The following is a 26,098-nucleotide window of genomic DNA, read 5'->3' on the forward strand; positions in this document are numbered from 1 at the left end:
TTGAATATGCTGAAAGTAATTATCCCCTTTCTGCTCCTGCTCCTGTTGGCAAGCTGTATAGACCCATTAGATTTTGAGCACAAGAATCAGCAAAAGCACCTGGTAATAGAAGGCAGCTTTACAAACAACCCGGAACACAATTATGTAAAGCTGTCATACTCTAAGCCGTATGGCGATGCTTATATGGAGTATGATACATTAGCCACAGTGTATATCACTAGCGGTGATGGAGCTGCCAAGTATGATTTTTTATACGATTCTGTTACATCGCGCTACTACCCTGTTGCTGGTGCCGCTGCATTCGGGGAGCCGGGCAAGAAGTACATGCTCCATGTAGCCATCGGTGACTCTTTATATCTGTCTCCGTGGATAACTATGCCACAACCCATTCCTGTAGAGAAGATAAACCTGGAGATGGATGAACAGATGTTTGCTTTTAAAGGAGACAAGGAGAAGGTGCGCTACCCAGGATATAGAGTGCTGGTTGATTACCAGGATCCTGCGGGCGAGCGAAATTTTATGAGATGGTCTTTTGTGGTAAATTACGAAGTATCCACACAGCCTTGGTATTATATTAACGATGATGGTAAGCCTGCTCCCAAAGACTGTTGCGCCAAGTGCCTGATTACTGAAAAGCTGGACAAGTTTAAAGTAGTAGATGACCGGTTAACAGATGGCAACAAGGTTAATAACCAGGAGGTGCTGTTTATGCCCTTTCACAGGTATTTTGGGGTAAAGCATAAGCTGAAGGTGTTCCAGTACGCTGTGACCGAAGAGGCGTATAACTTCTACCGCATTTTGGAGCAGCAGAAAGAATCTACCGGTACCGTTTTTGATCCGCCACCGGCTCAGGTAGTTGGCAACATGTATAACGCACGCAATGAGAATGAACAGGTCCTCGGCTTTTTTGGTGTCTCGGCTGTTACGGAAAAAGAGATCACTGTGCTCCGAGAGGAGGTAAACCATGGTTTTCTGCCCTGGCAGTTCCCGGATGATTGTCGGGAATTGACAGGTTCAACCGCTTCTTTTCCGTCAGACTGGTAAAACTTACTTGTAAATCAGAAACACCGCCGGCTGCTTGTGGATATCGGGCAGCTTGCCGCGCCACTGGCTTATACTTTTGGTCTGGATGAACTCGTGCTCCGGCGAGGTGATGTTGGCGGCGATGCAGAGCCTGGTGTCGGGGTGCAGAGTGGCGAGCAGGTCTTCGAGCAGCTTGTTGTTGCGGTAGGGCGTCTCCATGAAGATCTGCGTCTGGTTGCGTTGCTGCATCTCCTTCTCGAGCTGGCGCAGCGCCTGCAGCCTGTCGCGCTTCTCGATGGGGAGATAGCCGTGGAAGCAGAACTGCTGCCCGTTAAAGCCGCTGGCCATCAGGCTCAGCAGTATGGCCGATGGGCCCGCGAAAGGAACCACTTTTATATTTTTCTGGTGGGCATACTTTACCACCTCCGCGCCGGGGTCGGCCACGCCGGGGCAGCCCGCTTCCGAGATAATGCCGGCATCGATGCCTTGCTCCAGCAGCGGCTTAAGGGAAGCCTGTACCTGCGCCGGGGAGGCATCCTTATCCACCTGCACAAACTTCAGTTGCTCAATCACCAGCTCCGGGCAAATGCTCTTCACGTAGCGGCGGGCCGTGCGTAGGTTCTCCACTATAAAGTAGGTCAGGTGCTGCACCGTTTCCTTTACCTGCGGCGAGATAACCTGGTCTTGTGTATTTTCTGCCAGAACAGTGGGGATCAAGTATAAAGTGCCGGTTTTCTTCATGCTGCAAAGTTAACTGTTTAATCAATGGAACCATGCCTGCAAAGTATAAACGAAAACTGCCACGGCTTAGGGCGGTGGCAGTTTGTCAGAATCAGGATTTACAGGATTAAGGGATTGACAGGATGAGCTTCTAAAGTATAATCAGGGCGAAGACTTTGATATGGGTTTTAGGTATTTCATACCTATTATGTAAATCCTGTATTCCTGCAAATCCTGATTCTTAGTCGACTTCCAGAAAGGTGGTAACCAGGTCGTATACTTTGTTCGGGGCTTCGGCGTGTACCCAGTGGCCTGCCTCTGGTATGGTTTCTACCTCCACCAAGGTAAAGAGGTGCTCTATGTTGCTGTAGATGTCCTCTTGCTTGATGTAGCCGGATCTGCCGCCTTTAATGAACAGGGCGTGCTTCTTGAAAGGCACGTCTGCGGTGATGGCAGCAGCAATCTTGTCGTAATTCTTCTCCAGTGCATCCAGGTTCATGCGCCAGCCAAAGGTGTTGTTTTCCTTGCGGTACAGGTTCTTCATCAGGAACAGGCGCACATCCTCGTCGCTGATGCTTTTGGCCAGCTGCGCATCTATCTCGCTGCGGCTGGTGGCCGTGTTCAGGTCAACGGACTGCAGCGCGTCTATGATCTCGTCGTGGTGCGGCGGGTAGGCCTTTGGAGCGATATCTACCACAATCAGCCTGGTAAGGCGGGTCGGGTACTTCAGCGCATACTTCATGGCAACTTTACCGCCCATCGAGTGGCCCATAATGGCCGGAGTCGGTATCTGCAGGTCATCCACCAGGCGCAGCACATCGTCGGCCATGGCGTCGTAGTCGTGCTGCTCGCTGTGCGGGGAGCGGCCGTGGTTGCGCAGGTCCACCAGGAACACGTTGTAGTGCTCGGCCAATCGTTTGGCCAGCGTGGCCCAGTTATCCAATGTGCCAAACAAACCGTGCAGAATCAGCAGCGGCTGGCCATGGCCCATTTCCTTATAGTGTAGTTTCATGTCAATTATCAGTTAACGATTATTAGGTTAAGCTTACGGAAGTATGAGTTAAGTTGGTTAACTCAGGCTAAAGACAGAAAGTAATAACTATACGTCCCTTCCATTTGTCATCTTGTAAAGCTCTTGGTAGGGGGGAGGTTAAGTGTTGCTACACCCGCCTCAACCACTCTGGAAAACTCTATCCTTATGACTGGCTATAGCTTGGGCCTCTGGCCCAGTCGGGTTACAAACCTGCAACAGCGAGATTTAGGCAGTCTTGAAATTTAAATCGGTACTATAAACAATCTTTTCATTTCCGACATGCTGGATGAAATAAACAGAAAAAGCCTTAGCCTCATCCTTTTTTACCAAATCAGTTAAATCAAGCAATAACTTCTTCTTAACAGTTCTTACAATTGTTACTTCAGCAGTTTTCAAAGCCATCCAAAGCGAAGCTACACCAGCAAGTGCTGGGAATAGGGGAACCACAATTTCTTCGATATAAATTTTTCCGCCTTCCTCAGAAGTAAAAAAATCAAAGATTACAAAAGCGTAATAGCCAGAAAACAGAATGCAACCCACCCCAAATAAAAGTAGGAAAAGCCAGTTCTTAATTACCTTGCCTCTTCTAAACTCTACAGACTCAATCTCTGTGTAAGGGAAGGATTTATAGTTGTATCCGCTTCTAAGTAAGTGTATTCCACTATCATTAACCCCAAACAGCTCGGTTTGGAAAGTATACTTCGAGTCCATGTTACACCACCTTTATCAGCTTCTCCCCATTCTCCCGTTCCTTCAGCACGCCCAGCGGCTCCAGCTGCAGGTTATACTTCTCAAAGATCGCCAGCACTTCCTCGCTGCCAGCCGGGTCAACGGCTACAAGCAGGCCGCCGCTGGTTTGCGGGTCGCAGAGCAGGTGTTTCTGGTCCGGGGTGAGGTCGGCGAGTTTGTGGCCGTAGCTGTCGAAGTTACGGAGTGTGCCGCCCGGTACGGCTTTCTGCGCCAGGTACTCCAGCGCCTCCGGCAAAAGCGGGACTTTATCAAAGTATACTTCTGCGCTCAGGTTGCTGCCCTCGCACATCTCAGATAGGTGGCCCATCAACCCGAAACCGGTTACGTCGGTCATGGCTTTTACCTGCGGTAGTTGTCCCAGCTCAGCACCGATCTTATTCAGCTGCATCATCTGCTGCGGCGCCAGGTGCGCGTGCTCGGGTTTAAGTATGGCCTTTTTCTGCGCCGTGGAAAGTATGCCCACGCCCAGCGGCTTGGTTAAGTATAGCTCGCAGCCGGCGGTGGCGGTGTTGTTCTGCTTCAGGTTCTTAATATCTACCATGCCCGTTACGGCAAGTCCGAAGATCGGCTCGGGGCTGTCGATGCTGTGGCCGCCGGCCAAAGGTATGCCCGCTTCGTGGCAGATGCTGCGGCTACCCTCGATCACGCGCTTGGCTACTTCCGGGGCCAGTTTATCTATGGGCCAGCCCAGCACGGCTATCGCCATCATGGGGGTGCCGCCCATGGCGTACACATCCGAAATGGCGTTGGCCGAGGCGATTCTGCCAAAGTCGTAGGCGTCATCCACAATCGGCATAAAAAAGTCGGTGGTGCTGATCACGGCGCGGCCATTGCCAATGTCGTACACGGCGGCATCGTCGCGAGAGCTGTTGCCCACCAGCAGGTTCTTGTCTTCAGGGTAAGTGATATCAGAGTGCAGGATAGAATCGAGCACCTTAGGGGAAATCTTGCAGCCGCAGCCGGCGCCGTGGCTGTATTGGGTAAGTTTTATACTTTCGGTGGATGTCGCGTCCATGTTAAAGCAAGTTATATTGTTTGGCAAGCTGCAGCACCTGCGCAGCGTTTTCTTCAGGGTTTATACTTGTCAGCTCCAGCGGCAGCACCTGCTGCTTGCGGGCCAGTTCGTAGGAGTAGGCTTTGTCGTAGTAAGTGAGGGCGATCTCTACCATCTTTTCCATGTCGCCGGCCTCAATGGCGGCCAGCGCTTCTTTGGTGGCAAGCCCGCCCAAGCGTTTTTTTATTCTCAGGATAGACGCCTCCAGTATACTTTTGTCGGTGCGGCAGTACTCGTGCGCCAGCTTCTGCACGCGCAGGTGTTTGGGCATATGCAAGACAATGGTTGTTGCGGTCTGCATCTGGTCGAAGAGTGGTTTAGGCATCTGCACTCTGCCTATACTTATACTTTCATCCTCTAGCCACAGCGGTTGCTCCTCGTTCTGTTTTAGCAGTTCTGTGCCCAGCAGGTTCTCAAAATGCTCGGTGCTCGGTTGCGGCGGCATGCCTATACTTCCGAAGGCCGATCCTTTGTGGTTGGCCAGGCCCTCCAGGTCTATGGCTTGCTGGCCTAACTGTTGCAGGTAAGGCAGGATGTCGGTTTTGCCGCTGCCGGTCAGGCCGCCAAGTACAAGCAGCTTGCGTGGCTTTTCGAACTGTGTGTGCATCAGGCGGCGGTAGGCTTTGTAGCCGCCCTTCAGCAGGTGTACCTTATAGCCCGAGAAGCTCAGCAGCCAGGCCATGGCTCCGCTGCGCATACCGCCGCGCCAGCAGTGCACCAGCAGTTCCTTATTCTTTGCATACTTCTCCGCCTCCTTTACAAACCGTGACATTTTAGGCCCGAACAGGTCGAGGCCCAGCAGCACAGCCGGGTCGTGGCCCTGCTGCTTGTAGGCTGTGCCTACCACGGCGCGTTCGGCATCATCAAAAATAGGAAAAGACTGTGCCGATGGAATATGGCCCACCTCGTACTCTTTGGGTGCGCGCACATCCAGCACGGGCAACTGTTCCGCTTTCCGCAGAAATTCTTCTATGGTAATGCTGTTCATGGCTTACTTTAGCTGGCGCAGGTAGAGCTGTATGGTGTTTTCCAGGCCAAAGTACAGCGCGTCGCAGATCAGGGCGTGGCCGATACTTACTTCCAGTAATCCCGGCAGGGTGTCGTGCAGGTACTTCAGGTTGTCCAGGTCCAGGTCGTGGCCGGCGTTCAGGCCGATGCCGTATTTCTGCGCTTTTTTTGCGGCGGCTAAGTATGGCGCGATGGCCTGCTCCCGGTTCTGGTGATAGCCGCTGGCATAGGCCTCGGTATACAGCTCCACGCGGTCTGTGCCCACCAGGGCTGCGCCTTCTATCATTCTCTCGTCAGGATCAACAAAGATGGACGTTCGGATGCCCAGTTCCTTCAGCTCCGCAATCACATCCGTCAGAAAATCTTTGTGTCGGATGGTGTCCCAGCCGGCGTTGGAGGTGATGGCATCGGGGGCGTCTGGTACCAGGGTAGCCTGCTCGGGGCGCACCTCTTTTACCAGCTTCAGGAACTCCGGCGTAGGATTGCCCTCGATGTTGAACTCCGTGGTTACGATCTCCTTCAGGTCATACACATCCTGATAGCGGATGTGGCGCTCGTCGGGGCGCGGGTGCACGGTAATGCCCTCCGCACCGAAACGCTCGCAGTCTTTGGCCGCCTGCACAACATTTGGCCTGTCGCCGCCGCGGGCGTTCCGCAGCGTGGCTATTTTGTTTATATTTACACTCAGTTTCGTCATGGCTCTGGTTTTCGGGCCGTAGTAGCCCTATGGTCATCTTACGTAAATAGAATGACTAAATTAGTGGAATTTTGTTTAAGATGACAGCCACTTGCAGCAGCCATAGGCGCGTATAAAAAAGCGCAAGCCACGTAAGCAATAGCACCTCAACCATATAAAAGCATAAAGACTGAAAACTATGACTCTAAAACAACGCATTGATGCCGACATTAAACAAGCCATGTTGGCCAAAGATAAGGGCCGTTTGCAGGCACTCAGAAGTATAAAATCGCTGATCATGCTGGCCGAAACGGAAAAGGGCGGTACTGAAGGTATCGGCCAGGATACTGAAATGAAGCTCCTGACCAAAGCGGCCAAGCAGCGCCGCGAGTCTGCGGAACTGTATGCCAAGCAGGGCCGCACTGACCTGGAGCAGATTGAGTTGGCGGAGCTATCCGTGATAGAGGAGTACCTGCCAAAGCAGCTGGACGAGGGCGACCTGCGCACCCGCCTGGTGGAGATCATTCAGCGTGTGGGCGCCACCGGACCATCAGACATGGGCAAGGTAATGGGCGTGGCTACGAAAGAGCTGGCTGGCCAGGCCGACGGCCGTGCCATTTCGCAGACCGTGGGCGACTTGCTGAGCAATACTGATTTTTAAAGTATAAATTTGCAGCTGTTGCCGCTGATTTTTCCGCGGCGGCAACAGCTGTAGCTTGCGTGCAAAGTATGGCTTTGCTATACTTGAGAAGTATAAAGTGCTGCTACTTCCACCCTTTTTATAGATTATGAGTACGTTTGATTTTTTCCTGGCTATCCCGATTGCCTATGGTGCCTTTATGGGCTTCCGGAAAGGGCTGCTGCTGGAGCTGGTGTCGTTGGTGGCGCTGGTGCTGGCCATACTTGGTGGCCTTAAATTGCTGGACACAGCCCTGCCCCTGATGGCGGGCTTTATCGGCGATGCGCATGGGCTGCTGCCCTATGTTACCTTCCTGGTGGTGTTCGTGGGCATTATCCTGCTGATTCACCTGGGCGGCCTGCTGCTCAAGAAGGTGATCGACTTTACGCCCTTTGGCCTGTTTGATAATGTGCTGGGAAGTATACTGGGTGCTCTGAAGTGGTGCCTGGCCCTGAGCCTGCTGCTCTACGTGTCGGATATGGCAGGCATTAGCGTATCCAAAGATACAGCCGATGCCTCGATGGTGTACCCGGTGGTGCTCAAAACAACGCCCTACGCCCTCGACATCCTAAGCTACGTGCTCCCGTTCATCAAAGCGCTCATCACATCGCTCAGGCAACACTTTTAGGAGTTTAGGAGTTGGGGCGTTAGAGCATTTGGGAGTTAACCATGTAAAGTATAAGTGTTTGTTTCAACTTACCGGTAAATGAGTTTTGGGAGCCACTGCAGCAAAGTATGACCACCATACTAAGTAATCCCGATTCCCCACTTCCCAAACTCTCTAACTCTATAAGTCTATAACTTCCCATGCTTCTCCTGCTCGATAACTTCGACTCCTTTACCTACAACCTGGTGGACTACTTCGGTAGGTTGGGGGTGGAGGTGCAGGTGGTGCGCAACAATGTGCCGCTGCAGGAGCTGCAGCAACTGCCCATAGAGGCAGTGGTGCTGTCGCCGGGGCCGGGGGCGCCGCAAAGTGCCGGCAGTATGATGGACGTGATCAGCCATTACCATAGCCGCGTGCCCATGCTGGGAATTTGCCTGGGGCACCAGGCGCTGGGCGAGTTTTTCGGGGCGAAGTTGGAGAAGGGGCTGCGGCCGATGCACGGCAAAATATCAGAGATCACTTGTGAAGAAGATCCGATCTTTGAAGGCTTGCCGGCAAGTATGCCCGTGGTGCGCTATCACTCGCTGGTGCTGCGCCACACCCCCGAAAGTATAAAACCACTGGCGCACACGCAGGAGGGCGAGCTGATGGCATTCCGGCACAAAGAGCTGCCGCTGTACGCGCTGCAGTTCCACCCGGAGGCTGCGCTCACTACTTATGGCTTGCAGATGCTCCAAAATTGGGTTAGTATTGCTAATATTGCGCATGCATCAGGCCATTAAGGCTTAGAGCTTGTTTATACTTGGGCAAAGGCGGCAAGGCAGACAGGGTTCTGTTGCTGGTTAAAGCAGGTACAGGTTCCGGAAACCGGCTTCTGCTGCAGAAAGTATAAACAAGTGCTGAATACAGGTTTCTTTTATAAAGTTTTCGATTCATGGATTTACAAGTCAGACAAGAAGGAGAATATCAGTATATTGATGAGGGAGAAGGAGAAGTACTGCTGCTGCTGCACGGGCTTTTCGGGGCGCTCAGCAACTGGAACGGCGTTGTAGACCATTTCTCGAAAAACTATCGCGTTGTAATTCCACTGATGCCCATCTACGAAATGGCACTGCACAAGGCTGGCGTGCCGGGGCTGGTAAATTTTGTGGAAGGCTTCGTGAAGTTTAAGAAGCTCAATAACCTTACATTACTGGGTAATTCCCTGGGTGGCCACGTGGGGCTGGTGTATACCCTGAACAACCCGACAATGGTAAAGCGCCTGGTGCTAACGGGCAGCTCCGGCCTTTTCGAGGACTCTATGGGCGGCTCGTTCCCGAAGCGCGGTAACTACGAGTATGTGGAGGAGCGTGTAGGCTATACGTTCTACAACCCCAAAACGGCCACCAAAGAGCTGGTAGACGAGGTGTTCGCCATCACGAACAGCAATGCCAAGTGTCTGCGTATTATCGCCATCGCCAAATCGGCGCAGCGGCATAATATGGCCAAGGATATCACAAACATTAAGGTGCCTACGTTGTTAATCTGGGGACTGAACGACACGATCACCCCGCCGCTGGTGGCCTATGAGTTTAACAGGCTCATCGATAACTCCGATTTATACTTTATAGATAAGTGTGGGCACGCCCCTATGATGGAACATCCGGAGAAGTTTAACAGTATCTTAGAGAAATATTTAGAAAGAACACCCATAACCGCCTCATCCGTATGATCGCAGAAGAACTCATCAACCAAATGATTCCGCCGCTGAAGCTCTACGACACTGTAGACAAGGCGCTGCGATGGATGGATGAGTTCCGCGTAAACGAGCTGCCGGTGGTAAGCAACCGCAAGTACATGGGCCTGGCTACCGAGCTGAGCCTGATCGAGCTGCCTGACCGCACCCGCCAACTCAAGGACCTGGAGCTGGAGTTTCAGGATGTGCACGTGCAGGGAAATCAGCACTTCTACGATGTGATGGAGGCCGCCATCAAAAACAAGATACAGGTAGTGGCCGTGCTAGACGAGGAGCAGGATTACATGGGCGTGATCACTATAAACGATACCTTGGCAGCCTTTGGGCAGATGTCGGCCTTGCAGGGCTCGGGAAGTATACTGGTGCTCTCCATGCCCGAGCGCGACTACTCTTTGGCCCAGATCAGCCGTTTGATAGAGGAGGAGAACACCAAGATACTGAGCGCCTACGTGTCGCCGGACGAGCTGGACCCTTACAAGATCAAACTCACGCTGAAGCTGAACACCACCGACCTCAGCCGCATCATTGCCACGCTGGAGCGCTTCGAGTACCGCATCACCGCCCAGTTTAACGACAATACCGAGTACGACGTGGGCCGCGATCGCCTCGATATGCTCTTTAAGTACCTCGATATTTAATGCTTGCGCCAATGCCGCTGCGAGCTTTCCTACTCATACTTATACTTTTAACCGGAGCCGCAACGTTTGCCAATCCTTGCGCTGTGCCTGCCGTGGTTGTGTCCGATATCAGCCTAACGGGCAACGAAACCACCAAAAGCCAGGTAATGCTGCGGGAACTCACTTTTGCCCCCGGCGATACCATACTTGCCGAAGACCTGGAGCCACTGCTGCAGGAGAACCAGAAACGTCTGTTTAACCTCCGCCTGTTCCACCATGTAAACTATACTTATACTTGTGCCGATGGACAGGTGCTGGTAAAGTATGAGGTACAGGAACGCTTCTACCTATATCCCATTCCCATCTTTGATTTTGCCGACCGTAATTTTAACGCCTGGTTGGAAAAGAAGGATTGGAGCCGCATAGACTATGGGCTTAACCTGATTCGGCGCAACTTCAGGGGCCGAAATGAGGAGGTGCGCGTGCGGGTGCAACGGGGCTTTAACAAGCGGCTGGAGCTGGCGTACCGCATTCCGTATATATGGCGCAAGTATAATTTGGGGGCCGATTTCTCGGTGGCTGATTACCGCAGCCGTACCATCAGTTATACTAACCTAAACAACAAGCAGCGCTTTTTTGAGCAGGAAAACGGGATGCCCATCAAAAGAAGTGCTGTGTCGGCGTCGCTGGTGCACCGGCAAAACGTGCAGCGGCAGGCGGGCTTTAGGCTCTCCTACTTTAATGAAGACGTTTCCGACTCTGTAACTTTTCTTAATCCGGAGTATTACCGCGATGCACAGCAGGAGCGGCAGTATCTGCGGCTGGAGTTGTATAAGGTCATCAACCTCCGTAATAACTTTGCTTACCCCACGGCGGGGAGCTATTTTGAGGCAGGGGTGTCACAGACGCTGTTCCTAGAGAACTCTGGCTCACCCTTCACCACCATGAGGGCCAAGTATGTGCAGTATGTGCCGCTCAGTGCAAAGTATACTTATATGGCAGGGGCTGAAGGGCAGCTGCGGCTGGCGGGAGAGCATGCCTTTGCCGACAATGTTGCGTTGGGCTATAGGTCTTACGTGCGGGGCTACGAGCTATACGTGGTGGGTGGGCAGCATTACGGGCTTTTTAAACAAGGACTGACGCGGCAAGTGCTGGATATTCAAAGTATAAAGCTTACATTTATAGATAATCCGAAGTTCAATAGTATCCCGCTGGCGATGTACCTCAATGCTTTTACAGACGCCGGGTATGTGGTGGATGACGTTTTTGAGAAACAGAATCCGCTCACAAACCGCCTGCTGCTGGGTACCGGCCTTGGATTGCATGCGGTGACTTTCTACGATATTGTGCTGCGGCTGGAGTATACTTTAAACCGGGAGGGAGACAAAGGATTGTACTTTAGCGCAAGAATTCCTTTTTAATACGATCACGATGAAGATAGCCATACTTGGTAAACCCTTTACCGACGATATTGCGCCATTTATTCAGGCGCTCTTCGATGAGCTACAGCGGCGAAAGGCGCAGCTGTGCCTGGTGGAGCATTTTGAACTATACCTTAAAAATACTATAAACCTGCCTACGGGCATAGAGACTTTCAGGCGCGGCGATAAATTGGATGGTGTGGATGTAGTGCTGAGTGTTGGCGGCGATGGTACGCTGCTGGATACGGTTACCTACGTGGGGGCACAGCAGGTGCCTATACTTGGTATCAATACCGGCCGCCTCGGTTTTCTGGCTACCATACCTTATGATAGTATAAACCTCGCCATAGATGCATTGTACAAAGGCCATTATACGTTGGATGATCGTGCGCTCATTCGGGTAGATTCTGATCAGGAGGTTTTTAGCGGCATTAACTTCGGCCTGAATGAGTTTAGCGTACTAAAGCGTGATACCTCATCCATGATAGTCGTGCACACGTATATAGATGGTGAATATTTGAACTCATACTGGGGTGATGGCCTCGTAGTAGCCACGCCTACTGGATCAACGGGGTACTCGCTTAGCTGCGGGGGGCCACTGGTGCTGCCACAGACTAACAATTTTGTCATTTCGCCCGTATGTCCGCATAACCTTAACGTGCGGCCAATGATTGTGTCTGACCGCAGCGTTATCTCATTTGAGGTAGAAGGCCGCAGCAGCAGTTATCTTGCTGCCCTGGATTCCAGGTCTACATCAGTGGATATGAGCGTGCAGTTGGCGGTGCGGAGAGAGGCTTTTGTGGCCAGGCTGGTAAAGCTTCACCATGTTAATTTCCTGTCGACACTCCGCAGCAAGCTTAACTGGGGGCTTGACAAACGCAATACGCTTATAAAATAATATTAAATATATGTGTTATATTATTTTATAAGTCAGGTATTCTGGTTATTTTTGGCTTCTATTAATTTAGGGAAAATACAAGTCTCGCTGATACGCTACCTTTAGATAATTCTCTGTTATGAAGAAACTTTGTACTCTTGTTTTGATGCTCGGTTTGATGTTTACGATTTTCACGCCCGATGCTGAAGCGCAGCGATGGACGAAGCGTAAACAGTATGCAACCTTAGGCGTAACGCTGGGGGCCATGAACTACTTCGGCGATATCGTGCCTCAGCCAGACTTTACCAGTTTCCGCTTTAAGTCTACAAGGCCAAGCGTAGCTGTAAGCTACACATATCGTTTTGCACCGCGTTTCTCTTATCGCGTAGGGCTTACCTGGGGGCGTATTACCGGTGATGATGCTCTGAGTGCTTCTCAGAACGAAGGCGAGAACAGAGGCCGCTTTGGTAGAAACCTTTCATTCAGGAGCGATATTAAAGAGCTGAGTGCCGTAGCTATTGTAGACCTCTTTGAGAACCGCAGTACTTTCCAGCGCCGACCTGATTTTGTGCCTTACGGTTTCCTGGGTGTGGCTGTGATGCACCATAACCCAAAGGCTTACTACGATGGCAACTATTACGATGCTAGCCATGGCAGACAACTAGCAGATGCAAACAATATTTCTTCTGGGTGGTATGAATTGCAACCTTTGGGTACTGAAGGGCAGTATGCTTCTGGGGGCGATTATCCAGATCCATACAAAAGAGTGCAAATTGCTATTCCATTTGGCTTGGGCGTGCGTTACAAGATCGACAGATACTGGGACCTGAGCTTAGAGGTGGGCTGGAGAAAAACCTTTACAGATTACCTGGATGATGTAAGTACCTCTTATGCTTCTAAAGCGGATATACTTGCTGGGGGAGGCGAAAACCCTACTGCGGCAGCAATACTAGCTGACAGAAGTGCTGGCTCAGGATTTACTATTAAGGATGATGTTAGTGGTACTCCTTACTCTGTTGTGAAAGGCTATGGTGACCCAGGAAGGCAAAGAGGCGAGAAATCAGACGATGACTGGTACATCACTACAGGCTTAACTATCAACTATATATTAACTCCACGCGTCAGAAGTCCGAAGTTTAGATAATAGAACGGGCAGCGGCTGCGTTGTTCAACTAAACTTTGCTCAGATACATGACATTAAATACCTTAAAACAGGCACTCCTTATTTGTCTATTTATGCAAATAGGGAGTGTTTTTTTTACCCCTTATGTAAAGGCCCAAGTGTCGCAGCCTGTCACCACCTCTGAAATTGGTGTTGGTATAGGAGGTGCCAATTACAAGGGCGAGATAGCACCCAACTATCGCTTCTTGAATAACCAGCCGGCATTAACCCTTTTCTACCGTCGCGACATGTCTAATGCTATAACGCTACGTGGGGGCTTAATGGGCAGCCACCGTATTGTAGATGACAACACTTTTAGTGATGAGGCTTTTGATGACCGTCCGTTTCACGCTTATCGCCAAGGCGAACTGAAGCTAAGCCTGCTGGAGTTGTCAGGCATCTTGGAGTATAATTTCCTGGATTATTATGATCGTAGCCAAAGCCCACGCCTGTCGCCTTATCTTTTTGTGGGAGTAGCCGGCCTCCTTTACAATAACAAACTTGCTTCTACTAATGTAGAGGCCATGCAAGAGCCTTTCGAAACAAGTATAACGGTAGCTGTACCTTTTGGAGTGGGGCTAAAATTTGCCTTAAGCACACACTGGAACCTGGGGCTGGAGTTTGGAGCTAGAAAAACCTTTTCAGATAAGCTCGACTACCTTTATCCTGATTCAGGTTTGTATCCTGAGAACTTGGTAAATCCACACGACAAAGACTGGTATTTCTACAATGGTGTCAGTATTTCCTATACTTTTTACCGCTATAATTGCCCCGCAATCTACAAGAACCGGCCTGGCCTATTAGATTAAACAGTAATCATTCATGAATTTCTCTTGCTTTTTGTAACTTGCAAGGAAATTGTGTTTTAATGAATCTGAAGGAGAAAGTAGACTTAGGCAATTTACCAAAGCACATAGCCGTTATCATGGACGGTAATGGGCGTTGGGCAAAGAAAAGAGGCGGATTGCGTATCTTCGGGCATCAGAATGCCATAAAAGCTGTGCGCGACACAGTAGAGGCCGCAGCTGAAATGGGCGTGGAATACCTGACGCTGTATGCCTTCTCTACGGAAAACTGGTCGAGGCCAGCAGAGGAGGTATCGGCACTGATGACGCTGCTGGTTTCCACTATCCGCAAAGAAACCGCTTCCCTCAACAAAAATAACATTCGTCTGCAGACAATTGGAAACACTGCCAGCCTGCCGAAGGCCTGCCAGCGTGAACTGATGGAGGCCATTGAACTGACGAAGCAAAATACCCGCATGACACTGGTGCTGGCACTTAGCTACAGCGGCCGCTGGGACATTACGCAGGCGGTGCAACGCCTTGCCAGCGAGGTGGGTCATGGTAATATAAAGCCTGAAGAAATAAACGAAGCTTCGATTGCCGGTTACCTTTCTACTGCAGGTATGCCAGACCCTGAGTTGCTGATCAGAACCAGCGGAGAGCAGCGGATCAGCAATTTTCTGCTTTGGCAATTAGCTTATACTGAGTTATACATTACAGAGTTGCTTTGGCCTGATTTCAGGAAAGAGCACCTATACGAGGCAATAGTAGCTTACCAAAGCCGCGAGCGGCGCTTTGGTAAGACAAGTGAACAAATAACCAAGTGATAGACACACGAATGACAAGATGCATCTGGGTGCTAGTGTTTCTGCTAATGGCAGGCACGGCCTCTTCCCAAGTACTAAACAGACCTGCCCAGTCGTCTCCGGTAGATTACCAGCAGCCCCGCCAGTACCGTATAGGCGGACTCTCGGTTAGTGGTTACAAGTTTCTGGATCCGATAGCGCTTACTTCCCTTACAGGTTTAAAGGAGGGAGATATGATCACTGTGCCAGGTGAAGACATCAGTCGTGCGATTCAGAACCTGTGGGATCAAGGTATTTTGGGAGACGTGGATGTGTCGGCCCGTACGGAGGGTGATGTCATCTACCTGACCTTTAACCTGACAGAGCGTCCCCGCCTCTCCAACTTCCGCTTCTCTGGTATCAGCAAGTCTCAGGGCGAGACCCTGAGAGAGAAAGTGCCCTTGCAGAAAGGCCGTATCGTAACGGATGCTGTACTGAACAGTACCCGCAATGTGGTGCGTGAGTACTACGTTGATAAAAGCTTCCTGAACGTGAAGGTAAATATCACACAAAAGCCGGATTCTATACTTCCGAACAGTGTGGTGCTGAACATACATGTAGATAAAGGCGATAAGGTAAAAGTAGGCGATATTGAATTTATTGGTAACGAGGCTTTCAAGGACAAGAAACTACAGCGCCAGCTGAAGAACACCAAAGAGAAGCGCTTCTACAAGATCTTTACCTCTTCTAAGTTTAACCGCACCAAGTTTGAGGAAGATAAGGAGGCGCTCATTACGTTCTACAATAGCCAGGGCTACCGCGATGCTACTATCGTGTCGGACTCTGTGTATCGCATAAGCGATGACCGTTTAGGTATACAGATTACTGTGGATGAAGGGCAGCAGTACTTCTACCGAAACATTACCTGGAGTGGTAACTACCTGTACGATGATGCCTATCTGGCTCGGGTGCTGGGCATAAGCAAAGGTGATATTTATGACCAGGTAGAGCTGGAGAAGCGCCTGACCTATAACCCTACCGGTGTGGACGTATCTGCGCTTTACCAGAACGATGGTTACCTGTTCTCGAGCATTAACCCTGTGGAGGTTCGCGTGGAAGGTGACTCGATTGACCTGGAGATGCGCGTGCAGGAAGGCCCGCAGGCTACGATCAATAAGATTCTCATTTCAGGTAACGACAAGACCAGCGACCACGTGATTCTGCGCGAGATACGTACGTTGCCGGGCCAGAAGTATAGTCGCGACGATTTGATCAGAACCAGAAACGAACTGGCAGCTCTTGGATACTTTGACCCGGAGACGATTGGTCTGAACCCGATCCCGAACCCTGCGGACGGTACTGTTGATATTGCCTACAGCGTAACAGAGCGACCTAACGACCAGATTAGCTTATCCGGCGGTTGGGGTGGCCCGATCGGTGCCGTGGGTACGGTAGGTCTGTCTCTGAACAACTTCTCTACACGCAAAATGCTGGATCTGTCGGAGTGGAAGCCAATACCAACCGGTGATGGCCAACGCCTGTCGCTGAACGTGCAAGCCAATGGTAAGTACTACCAGTCGTACTCGTTCTCGTTCACGGAGCCGTGGCTGGGAGGCCGTAAGCCAAACTCACTTTCTGTAAGCTTATTCAAGACAATTTATAGGAGAGGTACAGGAGGGTATTATAGCTACTTAAACGAGGATGTAGATGATAGCGAACTGAGCCGCCTGAATGTGGATGGTGCAGCTATCAGCCTGGGACGCCGCCTTAACTGGCCGGACAACTACTTCTACATGAACCACTCGTTGTCTTACAACCGCTATAATCTGAAAGATTATTACTTAGCACCAGGCTTTACCAATGGTATTTCGAACAGTATCTCCATTGTAAACACGCTAGGCCGCTCAAGTATAGATAACCCGACCTTCCCGAGACGTGGCTCCAGCTTTACACTGAGCCTAAACGTGACACCGCCGTATTCGCTGTTCTCAGAACGTGATGATGACGATTATGAGTTTATCGAATTCAATAAATGGATGTTCGATGCCTCTTACTTTATAAACGTGACAGGAGATTTGGTATTCAACACAAGAGCACACTTCGGTTTCCTTGGAACGTATGGTTCCGGTGATGTCGGGCCGTTTGAGCGCTTTAGAGTAGGCGGTTCCGGCCTGGGTGGCGGTAATGTGTTTGTTGGTACGGAGTACATCGGCCTTCGTGGTTATGATGATGAGAGCGTTGTTAACAACATCAGTGATACTGACCTGATCAGCTCCGGAGGTATTGCTTACAACAAATTTGTGTTCGAGGCGCGCCAATTAATTTCGCCTAACCCGGCGGCAACCATTTATGGCCTGGCTTTTGTAGAGGCTGGTAATAACTTTGGTAGTTACAAGAACTATAATCCGTTTAAGCTGTACCGCTCAGCGGGTGTGGGTGCCAGGATCTTTATGGCTGCATTTGGTTTGCTTGGCTTCGACTATGCCTGGAGACTGGATGACCTGCCTGGTGGCGCTAATGATAAGCGTGGCATGTTCCACTTCATTATTGGCCAGCAGATACGCTAAACCCAGAATTGAATTAGTATGAAAAAGTTTTTGTTCATCTTTTTAGCAGGCTTTTTGCTGGCGTCTGTTTCGCAGGCTCAGAAGATTGGGTATATTGACTCCAACTTCATCCTGAGCAAGATGCCCGCTTTTAACCAGGTACAGCAGGAGATGGACAAGTATGCGGAAGCCTGGCAACGCGAAATTGAGCAGCTACAGCAGCAGGCTGATAAGCTGAAACAAGATTATAAAGCCGAGGAAGTGCTGCTAACGGAGCAGATGAAGCAGAAGCGCCAGGCCGAGATAGCTAAAAAAGAGAACGAACTGCGCGATTACCAGCGTAAGGTTTTCGGCTATGAGGGCATGATGTTTAAACGCCGGCAAGAATTGATGCGCCCGATACAGGATGAGGTTTTTACCGCTGTTGAGAAAGTGTCAAAGTCAAAAGGCGTTCAGATCATGTTTGATAAGTCCGGTGACCTGGTGATGATCTACACCAACCCGGTGCATGATTACACGGAGTATGTGCTGGAGGAGCTTGGCTTAGCCTCTGACAGGAAAAACACTCCTGGCGAACGGCCGGCTGATGCCATAGTGGATGACCCTGAGAACTTGCCCGAAGTTGGAGAGGGGGAGCAGGAACAGCAGCAGGAGCAACCTGCCCGAAAACCCACAAAAAAGAAGTCTAACAACTAAACGTCTAAATACTTATTAACCAACCCAACAATGATGAACAAGATTAAACTATTAGTAGCAGCGTTCTTTCTGATCAGCTTTGCGTCTTTTGCCCAGAGCAACGACCAGCCGCTTAAGATTGGTTATACTAACGTAGAGTACATTCTACTGCAAATGCCAGAGAGCAAGCAAATAGAGTCTCAGTTGAAAGACCACAGTACACAGTTGGAGAACCAGCTGAAAGGTAAGTACGCTGAGTACGAAACTAAGCTGCAGGCTTACGAGAAAGGAGCAGCTACCATGGATGCTACTATCCGTGAAGACAAGGAGAAAGAACTGATGGGACTGAACAACTCTATCCAGGAGTTCCAGCGCAACGCCCAGATGTCCTTGCAGCAGAAAGAAAAGTCTTTGGTAGACCCGATCATCTCTAAGATCGATAAGGCTATTAAAGACGTAGCGAAAGAGAACGGCTATACTTACGTGATCAGCAACCAGGCGCTGCTTGCAGGACCTGAGGACGGAGACATTTCTCCGCTGGTGCTTAAGAAGCTTGGCGTAGACCCGGCAAAGGCACAGCAGACTCCTGAGCCAGCTGCCGCTAAACCAGCTGCAAAACCGGCTACACCAGCTAAGAATAACAAGAAGAAGAACTAAGTAAGATTTTTCTATAGTTTGGGAAAGCCGTTGTGTATACTTCGGCTTTCTTTTTTTATACCTGTAAGCATAACCGTGGTAGAATATACAGAAACAGAAAGCACAGAAGACTCCGACGAGCTGTATGAGCACCACCGCATTGTGGTGGACAAGGGGCAGGCGCAGCTGCGCGTAGATAAGTTCCTGATGGACCGCCTGCCAAATGTAACGCGAAACAAGCTGCAGAGCGCTATCCGCTCCGAGTCGGTGCAGGTGAACCAGAAGCCTGTGAAGGTGAGCTATAAGGTGAAGCCGTTAGACGTGATAACCGTTACGCTTGCCGAGCCTCCCCGCGATACCGACATTGTGCCGGAGAACATCCCCCTCAACATACTTTATGAGGATGAGGAACTGTTGCTCGTGAACAAGCCGGCGGGTATGGTGGTGCATCCCGCTTATAACAACTGGAACGGCACTTTGGTTAATGCGCTTACCTACCACCTGCAGAACCTGCCTACGCATCGCAATGGGGAAGGACGCCCTGGGCTGGTGCACCGTATTGATAAAGACACTTCAGGCTTACTTGTAATTGCCAAGTCTGATTACAGCATGGCTTACCTGGCCAAGCAGTTCTTTGACCACAGCATTGAACGCACCTACTATGCCTTGGTGTGGGGCGTGCCAAAGGAGCGTCAGGGCACGATTACTGGCCACGTAGGGCGCAGTGCCAAGGATAGAAAAGTTATGGCCGTATACCCTGCCAGAGACTACGGGAAACATGCCGTGACGCATTATAAGGTGCTGCGAAGCTTTAAGTATGTGTCGCTGGTGCAGTGTAACCTGGAGACGGGGCGCACCCACCAGATCCGGGCGCACATGAAGCACATTGGTCACCCGCTTTTCTCAGACGCCACCTATGGTGGAGATAAGATTTTGTATGGCATGCCTAACGGTACCTATAAATCATTTGTGGAGAATGCATTTAAGCTGATACCGCGACAGGCACTGCATGCAAAATCGTTGGGCTTTCTGCACCCTGCCACAAAAGAGTTTCTACAGTTTAACTCTGATCTTCCTGAAGACTTTATAGCTGTGCTTGAGAAGTGGGAGCTGTATGAGGAGCCGCTTGAAGTATAAATTCATACTTTGCCCGATGTATAAGTATACTTGGCTTATCGATTAAACAGGGCTGGAAAGTATAAATAAACTTAAACTTGCCTTCCATAGAAGTATAGTGTAAATACAAAAGCGTTATAAAAGCAGAAAGCCCACTACATTTGTAGCGGGCTTTCTGCTTTATGTTGGAAGAGTTATTACTTCTTCTTTCTTGGTGTTTTAGCAATCTCCTTAAGAGCGGCTTCAGCTTGTGGGTTGCTTGGGTCAAGGGTTTTAACCTCAGTCCAGTATTTCACAGCGTTGTCTCTCTCGCCTTTCAGGTAATAGTAGTAACCTAAGTATGAGTTAGCCTCAATCAGGTCTTTCTTATACTTCTCCTTGTCAGTACCAGCCTTTTTGATGAACTCCTCATAGTATGGCTTGGCAAGACCTTTCTCCGTTTCAGGGTCCTGGCTGGCGTTAGCGCGTGCTCTCCACAGGTGGCCATAGGCATAGTCAGGGTTGGTCTCAACTACCTTTGCATAAGTGCTGTCTGCCTGAGCGAAGAACTCATTTGCTTTAGCCTGGTTGCCGCTTGCTGCATTCTCCTCACCGGCCATCATGTAGATGTTACCCATGTAATAGTAGTCCGCATTGCTTGGCTCCACGTTCTCACGCTTACGCTCGTATACTTCAATAGCCTTGTCGTACTGGTTGTTGCGGGCATATGCATTCGCAAGTTCAGCATAAAGCTCAACATTGGCATTGTTCATCTGCAGCGCCTTCTCCAGGTTCTCAACAGCTTTCTGTGGCTGGTTGTTCTTAGACAGGATACGGCCATAGTACTCGTAGTCCTCAGCGATCAGCTTGTTCTTGTCAGCCTTCTGCATATAGGTTTCTATTGCCTGCAGGGCTTTGTCTGGCTGGCCCAGTTCTAAGTATGAGTAAGCTCTCAGACGGTTCATTACCATGTTGTCTGGCTGTTTCTGTAGTACTGCCTCGGCCGTTTTCAGAGCCTGGTCGTAGTTTTTAGTCAGGAACAGGAAAGAAGCGTACTTCGCTTTTGTGTCCGGAGTATCTTCTGCCATATCTACATACTTCTGGAACGTAGACAAAGCTTTGTCATACTGTCCGGCGAAGTAGTAAAGCTCGCCAAGGTCGCGGTACGCCGGGGCAAAGTTAGGGTCGATTTCAATTGCTTTCAGGAAAGCCTGCTCAGCCTCGTTATAGTTACGTGAGCTGGTGTAAAGCTGTCCGCGCTTCAGGTAAGCAGTAGCATACCGGTCATCCAACTGGATGGCTCTGTCGTAGCTAGACATCGCCTCACCGCCTTTTTTCAGGGACAGGTAAGCGTCACCTAGGATCACGTTAGCTAGTGCATTCTTGTTATCACGCTCCAGCGACTGCTTCAGGTACTCAACGCCTTTGTTAAGCTGCGCCTCTGTTGCGTTAGGGGCGTTTACGTACGCCTCACCGATCATGGCAAGTACATAAGCATCTTTTTTGCCACGGCCGCTCAGAGCATTATTAAAATGCTGCTCAGCTTTAGCCTGGTCTCCCTGCTGCATGGCAATTTTGCCAAGGCCTACATGGTTAATGTAAGACTTTTTGTTATTGGCAATACCCTGGTTAAAGTAGTAGGCAGCTGAGTCCAACTTCTCTGTACGAAGGTAAATATCGCCTAGCGCGAAATAAGCATTGTCAGCAGCGTTTTTGTTACCCAGCTGAGACTTATAAATAGATTTAGCTTCTTCATAGCGCTCCAGATCTACGGCTTTTCTGCCTGCGTCACCTGTTTGCGCAAATGCTGCAGTAGCAGGGAAAGCAGCCGCCATCAAAGCGATGTACTTCCAGTTATTTGTCATTGTATAAAAGTTTAGTTGTTGTTTCTGTTTGTTAATTACCCAGGCTGATAACCCGCACTGGCATAGTTGCCGGCACAAGCCCGGACTTTAGGATAAGGCGTTGGCCTTTGTCACTTGCAACATAAGATGCAAAACCTGTGCCAAGTCCTGCACGCCCCTCTGTGCTAATAATATAGAGAAAGCGGCGTAGCGGGTAAGCCTGCTGCGCAATGTAGGCCTGGTACGGCTGGTAAAAGCTCTCTGTCGTAACAGGAGCAGCCTCTTCGCTAATGCCGAGTACCTTTATCCTTTTCAGGAACCCTACAGCAGTTGAGTCGTCGAAGTCACTTACCCAGTTCACGCCAATCACGCCTAAGGCATTTTTATTCTCCTCCACATAATCCACCAGGGCCTTATGCGAGTTTGAAGCAAACGTGTTAGCCGGAAGATTATTGCCTGTAATTAAAGAGTCTCGTACGTAACGGGCAGTGCTCGAGTTGTTGTTGTCAAAAACTATCGTGATGTCACCCAGGTTGGAGTCTTCATCTAGCTCTTTCCAGCTCTTTACCTCTCCATTAAATATCTTTCTCAACTCATCCATTGTCAGCAGCGTGTCCTTGTTCTCTTTATTTGTGATCAGGGCAACGGCATCGATGGCGATTTTCGTGACACGGGGTATGCGGTTCTGCTTATCAAACACGGCCTTTTCCTCGGGCGTGAGCTCTCTGGAAAGTATAGCAATCTTAGTGCTGTCGTTAAGCAGGTCTTTTATTACCTGGCCCTCGGACTTATAGGCAGCCTCGATGTCGGCATACTTATAAATACCCTCAAATGTGCTTATCTCGGACTCAATTATAGGTTGAAAAGACTCATCAACGCTGATATTGATGTTGCCGGAGGTGGGAGTATCTAACTTATTGGCAGGGTCTCCACCGCAGCCTGACAGAGCGATTATTCCTGCTAAGGCCGCAATACTTATGTTTCTAATCTTCATACCTGTTTCTGTTGGAACGCGTGGTGTTGTAAACTCTTACAAATCTAACAATTCCATATAATATTAGAATTCCACCTAAGGCATACCTCATTGAATCCGGAATGTCTAGGCTGAGGCGCTCGCTGGCAAACATAATGAAGATGCCCATGGCCACATAAAGCAGTGTCATGAAGATGCCGAATATGCGGGCAAACTTTGCGTACATGCTTTGGGATGGTCTTTCGTTTTCTCTTTTTGGTCGTAGCATGTGTGCTGTTTCTCGATTAACCCTTAAAAATAAACCTATTGCTTATAAAAAGAAAGCAGAAGCCGACAAAACTGGTTTGCGGCTTCTGCACTTCTATTTTATTATACTCCTTTAATGCATTCTGAACCTGATGGGAAGGGTATACCGCACTGGTACGGCATGGCCGTTTTGCCTGCCCGGCTCCCATTTTGGCATGCCTTTTATCACGCGAGCCGCTTCTTCTTCGGTGCCGTAGCCAAGGCCTTTCAGAATCTCAACGTCAGAAATTTCACCATTGGCCGCAACAACAAAAGTCACTACTACAATACCTTCTACATCATTGCTTTGGGCTGCTTTGGGGTAGCGCAGCTTTTTACTTAAGTACTCCATCAGTGCGCCATCGCCATTTTTAAACTGGGGCATCTGGTCTACGTGCACAAATGGCTCGTTTTTCAGAGGGGCCTCCCCAGTCCCATCTGCTATCCCTGTTGGTGGCTCTTCCGGTAAGGTCACGGACGGAATCTCAGGTACAATCCCCTCAACTTTCTTTGTGCCGATGTTTGCTTCAGATAGGGCGCTTTGGTCTGGCACTGTTTCTGTATCCCGGGTCCCATTGTCCACCACCTTTATTTTCGTGAACTTTTCCGTTGCCTCCTGCTTCTCCGGTTTTGGGGCAGGAGGGGGAATTGCTGCCTTTGCTGGTTCCGGCTCCGGTTTTGGTGGTTCGGGAAGTATAAATGTGTATGGCTCCACCACTGTGTAAGTCGGTTTCACATACTTCACTGGGTCAGAGAAAAAGATAGTATCTACCAACGGACCGACCAGTGCCCCGGAAAAAGTTGCCGTGGCAAGCGTTGCTGCCAAAAGCATGTGTTTGCTATACTTCCGTCGCAGGTAATAAGCACCGTACGCTTTGTTGCGCCCTCTAAACACAATGTTGTTGAAGGTCATGCTTAAGAAATAGCTCTCTTCCATGGGCTTTGGGTTTTATGGTTAGTAAATCATCTAAAATGCATTGCTCTGATACTTTTCTTATGGTTTATGTATGGTTTTATTAATATACGGTTTTTTCTATAAGTAGTATGCATGCTGACTATTTATTTTTTAGTGGCAGGCACAAAAAAAAGCCCAGCCTGTTAGGGCTGGGCTTTACAGCATGTAAACTGCTTATTTGATCGTAAATCGTACTGGAAGTGTGTAGCGTACAGGTACTGCTCTACCGTTCTGCTTACCAGGAGTCCACTTCGGCATTGTTTTTACAACGCGTACAGCTTCCTCATCAGTACCAGCTCCAAGGTTTTTAACAACCTGGATCTCGGAGATCTCTCCTGTCTTGCTTACCACGAATGAAAGTACTACAAGGCCTTCCACGCCGGCACGCTGTGCAGCTGCTGGGTAGCGGATGTTTTTACCTAGATACTTCATCATCTCCATCTCACCACCTGGGAAGGTTGGCATCTGTTCAACGTAAGTATAAGGCTTCTCCTCAACTACTTCTGCTACTACATTACTTGTACCGTCTATTTCGCCTAGGTCGAGTGGTGCATCTTTATCACCTTCTACGGTTTCAATACCTGCATCAATCTCCTCTAGTACCTCCACATCCGGAATCTCTTCTTCTTCCGCAACCTCTTCGTCACGCTTTACAACCGGCGGTGTATACTTTACAGTAGCACGCACTGGTGGTGGTGGTGGCGGAAGATCTGGTGGCGGCGGCGGCGGCGGTGGCGGCGTTGCCTCATCCAGTGGTGGTGGTGGAGCCAGGTCTACTTCTGTTACAATTCGCTCTACCACTTCTGCATCCTCTTCATCGCCCCCGATCATTTTTGAAATGAGTGGAATGCTTAGGAAAAGGAAAAACAGGATAATTGCTACAATTGCGGCAATTGTGATATGCTTATTGTAAAGTCTGCGAAGTAGGTAGGCACCGTACGCTCTGTTACGTCCTTCAAAGACGATATCATCAAGCGATGCTTTTGCTAACTTACTTGCGTCCATATCTTATTTAATTTGTTCTTCTACCAGTTTCTTGTCTGCATCGGCAATGTCTACCAGCGCAAACTTCTTGGTATCTGTTATCTTTAATTCATCCAGGATGTCCACCATGTTCTTGTAGCGGGATCCTTCCATTGGCTTCACCATTACCGTCATCTTATCGTTTGACTTCACGCGTGGTGAAATCAGAACTTTTCTGATACCGTCGGCTGCATAGCTTGATTCTAACAGTTCAGGGTTATCATCAGCCAAGCCAAAGTAGTAGTAAATCTCATCATCATCGCCAAGTATGATTGTCAATGCGTTACTGGCTTTCAATGCTATTTGCTCTTCTTTGTTCTCTGGGTCCACAGGCATGTTGATCTCCATGGTCTGCGGCTTGTTGAACGTAGTGGTCAACATGAAGAACGTAATCAGAAGGGCGGCAAGGTCTACCAGCGGAGTCATGTCAATCTTGGTCGACGAGCGTTTGGCGCGTTTTTTACCACCTTTGCCGGAGTCGCCTTTTTCTTGAATTTCTGCCATTTTCTTTTCTCCTTTCTAATTATAGGTTCGTCGGCTTACTTTCCATGTCGGTGATCAGGTTAAACCTGTTTACCTTTCTGTCCTGCAGGATATCGATCACTCGCTGAACGGTAGGGTAATCTGCATCCTGGTCTCCCTTGATAGCGATCACTACCTTAGGGTTGGTCAGGCGTGTCTGCAGTACCCAGTCACCCAGTTCGTTGTGAACGGAGTCGATCGGAATACCTGGCTGGTTTACCTCCTTGCGTGCACTTGATTCCATAGACAGGAAAGACTTCAGTTGGTTGATCGGAACTCCGAAGTTGCTCAGAAGAGAGAATGTACGCTTCTCTTCTGCGGTGAATCCGACGCCATACTTGCCTGCTATCTTGTCAAGTAGTGCTTCCTTTGTTTGCTGCCCGTCTACGCCAAAGAACACTCTACTGTCCTTGTCTACTGTAATAGTAATTACGTTTGTATCCGGGATTTTGATCTCTGACACCGATGAAGGTGTATCTACTACAACAGCCTCGTCAGGACGAGCGGTTGCAGTCAGCATAAAGAAAGTAACCAGCAAGAAGAATAAGTCCACCATTGGCGTCATGTCCAATGAAGGGTTTTTCCTTTTTACTTTTACTTTAGGCATTTTAT

At 49.6% G+C, this 26,098-nt stretch carries 27 protein-coding genes; 15 read left to right on the top strand and 12 right to left on the bottom strand.

Annotated elements, in window-relative coordinates:
- Positions 1 to 6 precede the first annotated feature (6 nt).
- Positions 7 to 1,044 (top strand): DUF4249 domain-containing protein, encoded by a 1,038-nt coding sequence (locus OO017_RS15325; protein ID WP_266053485.1) that lies wholly within the window; start codon positions 7 to 9, stop codon positions 1,042 to 1,044.
- Positions 1,045 to 1,047: 3 nt separating this feature from the next.
- Here OO017_RS15325 and OO017_RS15330 read toward each other — a convergent pair whose 3' ends face one another.
- The 6 genes from OO017_RS15330 to OO017_RS15355 all read right to left on the bottom strand — a co-directional run bounded on the left by OO017_RS15330 (position 1,048) and on the right by OO017_RS15355 (position 6,285).
- Entirely contained in the window at positions 1,048 to 1,764 is a 717-nt protein-coding gene (locus tag OO017_RS15330; RefSeq protein WP_266053486.1) for an SAM-dependent methyltransferase, read from the bottom strand.
- Positions 1,765 to 1,984: 220 nt separating this feature from the next.
- A complete protein-coding gene (locus tag OO017_RS15335; RefSeq protein ID WP_266053487.1) occupies positions 1,985 to 2,755 on the bottom strand; it encodes an alpha/beta fold hydrolase in 771 nt (256 codons plus the stop codon).
- Positions 2,756 to 3,001: 246 nt separating this feature from the next.
- Positions 3,002 to 3,487 (bottom strand): hypothetical protein, encoded by a 486-nt coding sequence (locus OO017_RS15340; RefSeq protein ID WP_266053489.1) that lies wholly within the window; start codon positions 3,485 to 3,487, stop codon positions 3,002 to 3,004.
- A gap of 1 nt (position 3,488) precedes the next feature.
- The gene (gene selD, locus OO017_RS15345; protein WP_266053490.1) at positions 3,489 to 4,541 is read right to left on the bottom strand and encodes a selenide, water dikinase SelD; all 1,053 of its coding nucleotides are present in this window, start codon (positions 4,539 to 4,541) and stop codon (positions 3,489 to 3,491) included.
- Position 4,542: 1 nt separating this feature from the next.
- Positions 4,543 to 5,568 (bottom strand): tRNA 2-selenouridine(34) synthase MnmH, encoded by a 1,026-nt coding sequence (gene mnmH / locus OO017_RS15350; protein WP_266053491.1) that lies wholly within the window; start codon positions 5,566 to 5,568, stop codon positions 4,543 to 4,545.
- Positions 5,569 to 5,571: 3 nt separating this feature from the next.
- Positions 5,572 to 6,285 (bottom strand): pyridoxine 5'-phosphate synthase, encoded by a 714-nt coding sequence (locus tag OO017_RS15355; protein ID WP_266053492.1) that lies wholly within the window; start codon positions 6,283 to 6,285, stop codon positions 5,572 to 5,574.
- 178 nt (positions 6,286 to 6,463) lie between these two features.
- On the opposite strand from OO017_RS15355, the gene OO017_RS15360 reads away from it, so the two are divergent.
- The 14 genes from OO017_RS15360 (at position 6,464) to OO017_RS15425 (ending at position 19,926) form a co-directional block, all read left to right on the top strand.
- Positions 6,464 to 6,925: a GatB/YqeY domain-containing protein gene (locus OO017_RS15360; RefSeq protein ID WP_266053494.1), complete on the top strand. Its 462-nt coding sequence runs from the start codon at positions 6,464 to 6,466 to the stop codon at positions 6,923 to 6,925.
- A gap of 127 nt (positions 6,926 to 7,052) precedes the next feature.
- The gene (locus OO017_RS15365; protein ID WP_266053495.1) at positions 7,053 to 7,571 is read left to right on the top strand and encodes a CvpA family protein; all 519 of its coding nucleotides are present in this window, start codon (positions 7,053 to 7,055) and stop codon (positions 7,569 to 7,571) included.
- 179 nt (positions 7,572 to 7,750) lie between these two features.
- Positions 7,751 to 8,332 carry an anthranilate synthase component II gene (locus tag OO017_RS15370; protein WP_266053496.1) on the top strand — a complete coding sequence of 194 codons (582 nt, stop codon included), beginning with the start codon at positions 7,751 to 7,753 and terminating at the stop codon, positions 8,330 to 8,332.
- Between the two features lie 152 nt (positions 8,333 to 8,484).
- On the top strand, positions 8,485 to 9,261 hold the full coding sequence (locus OO017_RS15375) for an alpha/beta fold hydrolase (protein WP_266053497.1): 777 nt from the start codon (positions 8,485 to 8,487) through the stop codon (positions 9,259 to 9,261).
- Positions 9,258 to 9,923: a cbs domain containing protein gene (locus OO017_RS15380; RefSeq protein WP_266053498.1), complete on the top strand. Its 666-nt coding sequence runs from the start codon at positions 9,258 to 9,260 to the stop codon at positions 9,921 to 9,923. Before OO017_RS15375 ends, OO017_RS15380 begins: the two co-directional genes overlap by 4 nt.
- 11 nt (positions 9,924 to 9,934) lie before the next feature.
- The gene (locus OO017_RS15385; protein WP_266053499.1) at positions 9,935 to 11,323 is read left to right on the top strand and encodes a BamA/TamA family outer membrane protein; all 1,389 of its coding nucleotides are present in this window, start codon (positions 9,935 to 9,937) and stop codon (positions 11,321 to 11,323) included.
- A 10-nt stretch (positions 11,324 to 11,333) separates the two neighbouring features.
- Positions 11,334 to 12,221 (top strand): NAD kinase, encoded by an 888-nt coding sequence (locus OO017_RS15390; protein ID WP_266053500.1) that lies wholly within the window; start codon positions 11,334 to 11,336, stop codon positions 12,219 to 12,221.
- 118 nt (positions 12,222 to 12,339) lie between these two features.
- Positions 12,340 to 13,344 carry a DUF6089 family protein gene (locus tag OO017_RS15395; protein WP_266053501.1) on the top strand — a complete coding sequence of 335 codons (1,005 nt, stop codon included), beginning with the start codon at positions 12,340 to 12,342 and terminating at the stop codon, positions 13,342 to 13,344.
- Between the two features lie 47 nt (positions 13,345 to 13,391).
- Positions 13,392 to 14,171 carry a type IX secretion system protein PorG gene (porG, locus tag OO017_RS15400; RefSeq protein WP_266053503.1) on the top strand — a complete coding sequence of 260 codons (780 nt, stop codon included), beginning with the start codon at positions 13,392 to 13,394 and terminating at the stop codon, positions 14,169 to 14,171.
- A 59-nt stretch (positions 14,172 to 14,230) separates the two neighbouring features.
- Positions 14,231 to 14,974 (top strand): undecaprenyl pyrophosphate synthase, encoded by a 744-nt coding sequence (gene uppS / locus OO017_RS15405; protein ID WP_266053504.1) that lies wholly within the window; start codon positions 14,231 to 14,233, stop codon positions 14,972 to 14,974.
- An 11-nt stretch (positions 14,975 to 14,985) separates the two neighbouring features.
- A complete protein-coding gene (bamA, locus tag OO017_RS15410; protein ID WP_266053505.1) occupies positions 14,986 to 17,499 on the top strand; it encodes an outer membrane protein assembly factor BamA in 2,514 nt (837 codons plus the stop codon).
- Positions 17,500 to 17,517: 18 nt separating this feature from the next.
- Complete coding sequence (locus OO017_RS15415) at positions 17,518 to 18,174, top strand: OmpH/Skp family outer membrane protein (RefSeq protein WP_266053506.1); 657 nt, start codon at positions 17,518 to 17,520, stop codon at positions 18,172 to 18,174.
- A gap of 30 nt (positions 18,175 to 18,204) precedes the next feature.
- Complete coding sequence (locus OO017_RS15420) at positions 18,205 to 18,810, top strand: OmpH/Skp family outer membrane protein (RefSeq protein ID WP_266053507.1); 606 nt, start codon at positions 18,205 to 18,207, stop codon at positions 18,808 to 18,810.
- 75 nt (positions 18,811 to 18,885) lie between these two features.
- Positions 18,886 to 19,926 (top strand): RluA family pseudouridine synthase, encoded by a 1,041-nt coding sequence (locus OO017_RS15425; RefSeq protein WP_266053508.1) that lies wholly within the window; start codon positions 18,886 to 18,888, stop codon positions 19,924 to 19,926.
- A 176-nt stretch (positions 19,927 to 20,102) separates the two neighbouring features.
- Here the strand turns inward: OO017_RS15425 and OO017_RS15430 are convergent, their stop codons facing one another.
- From OO017_RS15430 to OO017_RS15455, 6 genes are all read right to left on the bottom strand, one after another.
- A complete protein-coding gene (locus OO017_RS15430; protein ID WP_266053510.1) occupies positions 20,103 to 21,749 on the bottom strand; it encodes a tetratricopeptide repeat protein in 1,647 nt (548 codons plus the stop codon).
- Between the two features lie 31 nt (positions 21,750 to 21,780).
- On the bottom strand, positions 21,781 to 22,722 hold the full coding sequence (locus tag OO017_RS15435) for a PstS family phosphate ABC transporter substrate-binding protein (RefSeq protein ID WP_266053511.1): 942 nt from the start codon (positions 22,720 to 22,722) through the stop codon (positions 21,781 to 21,783).
- A gap of 358 nt (positions 22,723 to 23,080) precedes the next feature.
- Positions 23,081 to 23,923, bottom strand: coding sequence for an energy transducer TonB (locus OO017_RS15440; RefSeq protein ID WP_266053512.1), 843 nt, complete (start codon positions 23,921 to 23,923; stop codon positions 23,081 to 23,083).
- A 192-nt stretch (positions 23,924 to 24,115) separates the two neighbouring features.
- Complete coding sequence (locus OO017_RS15445) at positions 24,116 to 24,946, bottom strand: energy transducer TonB (RefSeq protein WP_266053514.1); 831 nt, start codon at positions 24,944 to 24,946, stop codon at positions 24,116 to 24,118.
- 3 nt (positions 24,947 to 24,949) lie between these two features.
- Complete coding sequence (locus OO017_RS15450; RefSeq protein WP_266053515.1) at positions 24,950 to 25,468, bottom strand: ExbD/TolR family protein; 519 nt, start codon at positions 25,466 to 25,468, stop codon at positions 24,950 to 24,952.
- A gap of 19 nt (positions 25,469 to 25,487) precedes the next feature.
- On the bottom strand, positions 25,488 to 26,093 hold the full coding sequence (locus tag OO017_RS15455; RefSeq protein ID WP_266053517.1) for an ExbD/TolR family protein: 606 nt from the start codon (positions 26,091 to 26,093) through the stop codon (positions 25,488 to 25,490).
- Between the last annotated feature and the right edge of the window lie 5 nt (positions 26,094 to 26,098).

The organism is Pontibacter anaerobius (genome assembly GCF_026241195.1).
GTDB classification, from domain to species: Bacteria; Bacteroidota; Bacteroidia; order Cytophagales; family Hymenobacteraceae; genus Pontibacter; species Pontibacter anaerobius.

Coding starts and splice junctions, on each gene's coding strand:
- bamA (WP_266053505.1), top strand. CDS start 14,986: ATGACAAGATGCATCTGGGTGCTAGTGTTTCTGCTAATGGCAGGCACG.
- OO017_RS15335 (WP_266053487.1), bottom strand. CDS start 2,755: ATGAAACTACACTATAAGGAAATGGGCCATGGCCAGCCGCTGCTGATT.
- OO017_RS15365 (WP_266053495.1), top strand. CDS start 7,053: ATGAGTACGTTTGATTTTTTCCTGGCTATCCCGATTGCCTATGGTGCC.
- porG (WP_266053503.1), top strand. CDS start 13,392: ATGACATTAAATACCTTAAAACAGGCACTCCTTATTTGTCTATTTATG.
- OO017_RS15330 (WP_266053486.1), bottom strand. CDS start 1,764: ATGAAGAAAACCGGCACTTTATACTTGATCCCCACTGTTCTGGCAGAA.
- OO017_RS15360 (WP_266053494.1), top strand. CDS start 6,464: ATGACTCTAAAACAACGCATTGATGCCGACATTAAACAAGCCATGTTG.
- OO017_RS15355 (WP_266053492.1), bottom strand. CDS start 6,285: ATGACGAAACTGAGTGTAAATATAAACAAAATAGCCACGCTGCGGAAC.
- uppS (WP_266053504.1), top strand. CDS start 14,231: ATGAATCTGAAGGAGAAAGTAGACTTAGGCAATTTACCAAAGCACATA.
- OO017_RS15440 (WP_266053512.1), bottom strand. CDS start 23,923: ATGGAAGAGAGCTATTTCTTAAGCATGACCTTCAACAACATTGTGTTT.
- OO017_RS15450 (WP_266053515.1), bottom strand. CDS start 25,468: ATGGCAGAAATTCAAGAAAAAGGCGACTCCGGCAAAGGTGGTAAAAAA.
- OO017_RS15415 (WP_266053506.1), top strand. CDS start 17,518: ATGAAAAAGTTTTTGTTCATCTTTTTAGCAGGCTTTTTGCTGGCGTCT.
- OO017_RS15455 (WP_266053517.1), bottom strand. CDS start 26,093: ATGCCTAAAGTAAAAGTAAAAAGGAAAAACCCTTCATTGGACATGACG.
- mnmH (WP_266053491.1), bottom strand. CDS start 5,568: ATGAACAGCATTACCATAGAAGAATTTCTGCGGAAAGCGGAACAGTTG.
- OO017_RS15325 (WP_266053485.1), top strand. CDS start 7: ATGCTGAAAGTAATTATCCCCTTTCTGCTCCTGCTCCTGTTGGCAAGC.
- OO017_RS15340 (WP_266053489.1), bottom strand. CDS start 3,487: ATGGACTCGAAGTATACTTTCCAAACCGAGCTGTTTGGGGTTAATGAT.
- selD (WP_266053490.1), bottom strand. CDS start 4,541: ATGGACGCGACATCCACCGAAAGTATAAAACTTACCCAATACAGCCAC.
- OO017_RS15385 (WP_266053499.1), top strand. CDS start 9,935: ATGCCGCTGCGAGCTTTCCTACTCATACTTATACTTTTAACCGGAGCC.
- OO017_RS15445 (WP_266053514.1), bottom strand. CDS start 24,946: ATGGACGCAAGTAAGTTAGCAAAAGCATCGCTTGATGATATCGTCTTT.
- OO017_RS15370 (WP_266053496.1), top strand. CDS start 7,751: ATGCTTCTCCTGCTCGATAACTTCGACTCCTTTACCTACAACCTGGTG.
- OO017_RS15420 (WP_266053507.1), top strand. CDS start 18,205: ATGATGAACAAGATTAAACTATTAGTAGCAGCGTTCTTTCTGATCAGC.
- OO017_RS15435 (WP_266053511.1), bottom strand. CDS start 22,722: ATGAAGATTAGAAACATAAGTATTGCGGCCTTAGCAGGAATAATCGCT.
- OO017_RS15395 (WP_266053501.1), top strand. CDS start 12,340: ATGAAGAAACTTTGTACTCTTGTTTTGATGCTCGGTTTGATGTTTACG.
- OO017_RS15430 (WP_266053510.1), bottom strand. CDS start 21,749: ATGACAAATAACTGGAAGTACATCGCTTTGATGGCGGCTGCTTTCCCT.
- OO017_RS15380 (WP_266053498.1), top strand. CDS start 9,258: ATGATCGCAGAAGAACTCATCAACCAAATGATTCCGCCGCTGAAGCTC.
- OO017_RS15390 (WP_266053500.1), top strand. CDS start 11,334: ATGAAGATAGCCATACTTGGTAAACCCTTTACCGACGATATTGCGCCA.
- OO017_RS15375 (WP_266053497.1), top strand. CDS start 8,485: ATGGATTTACAAGTCAGACAAGAAGGAGAATATCAGTATATTGATGAG.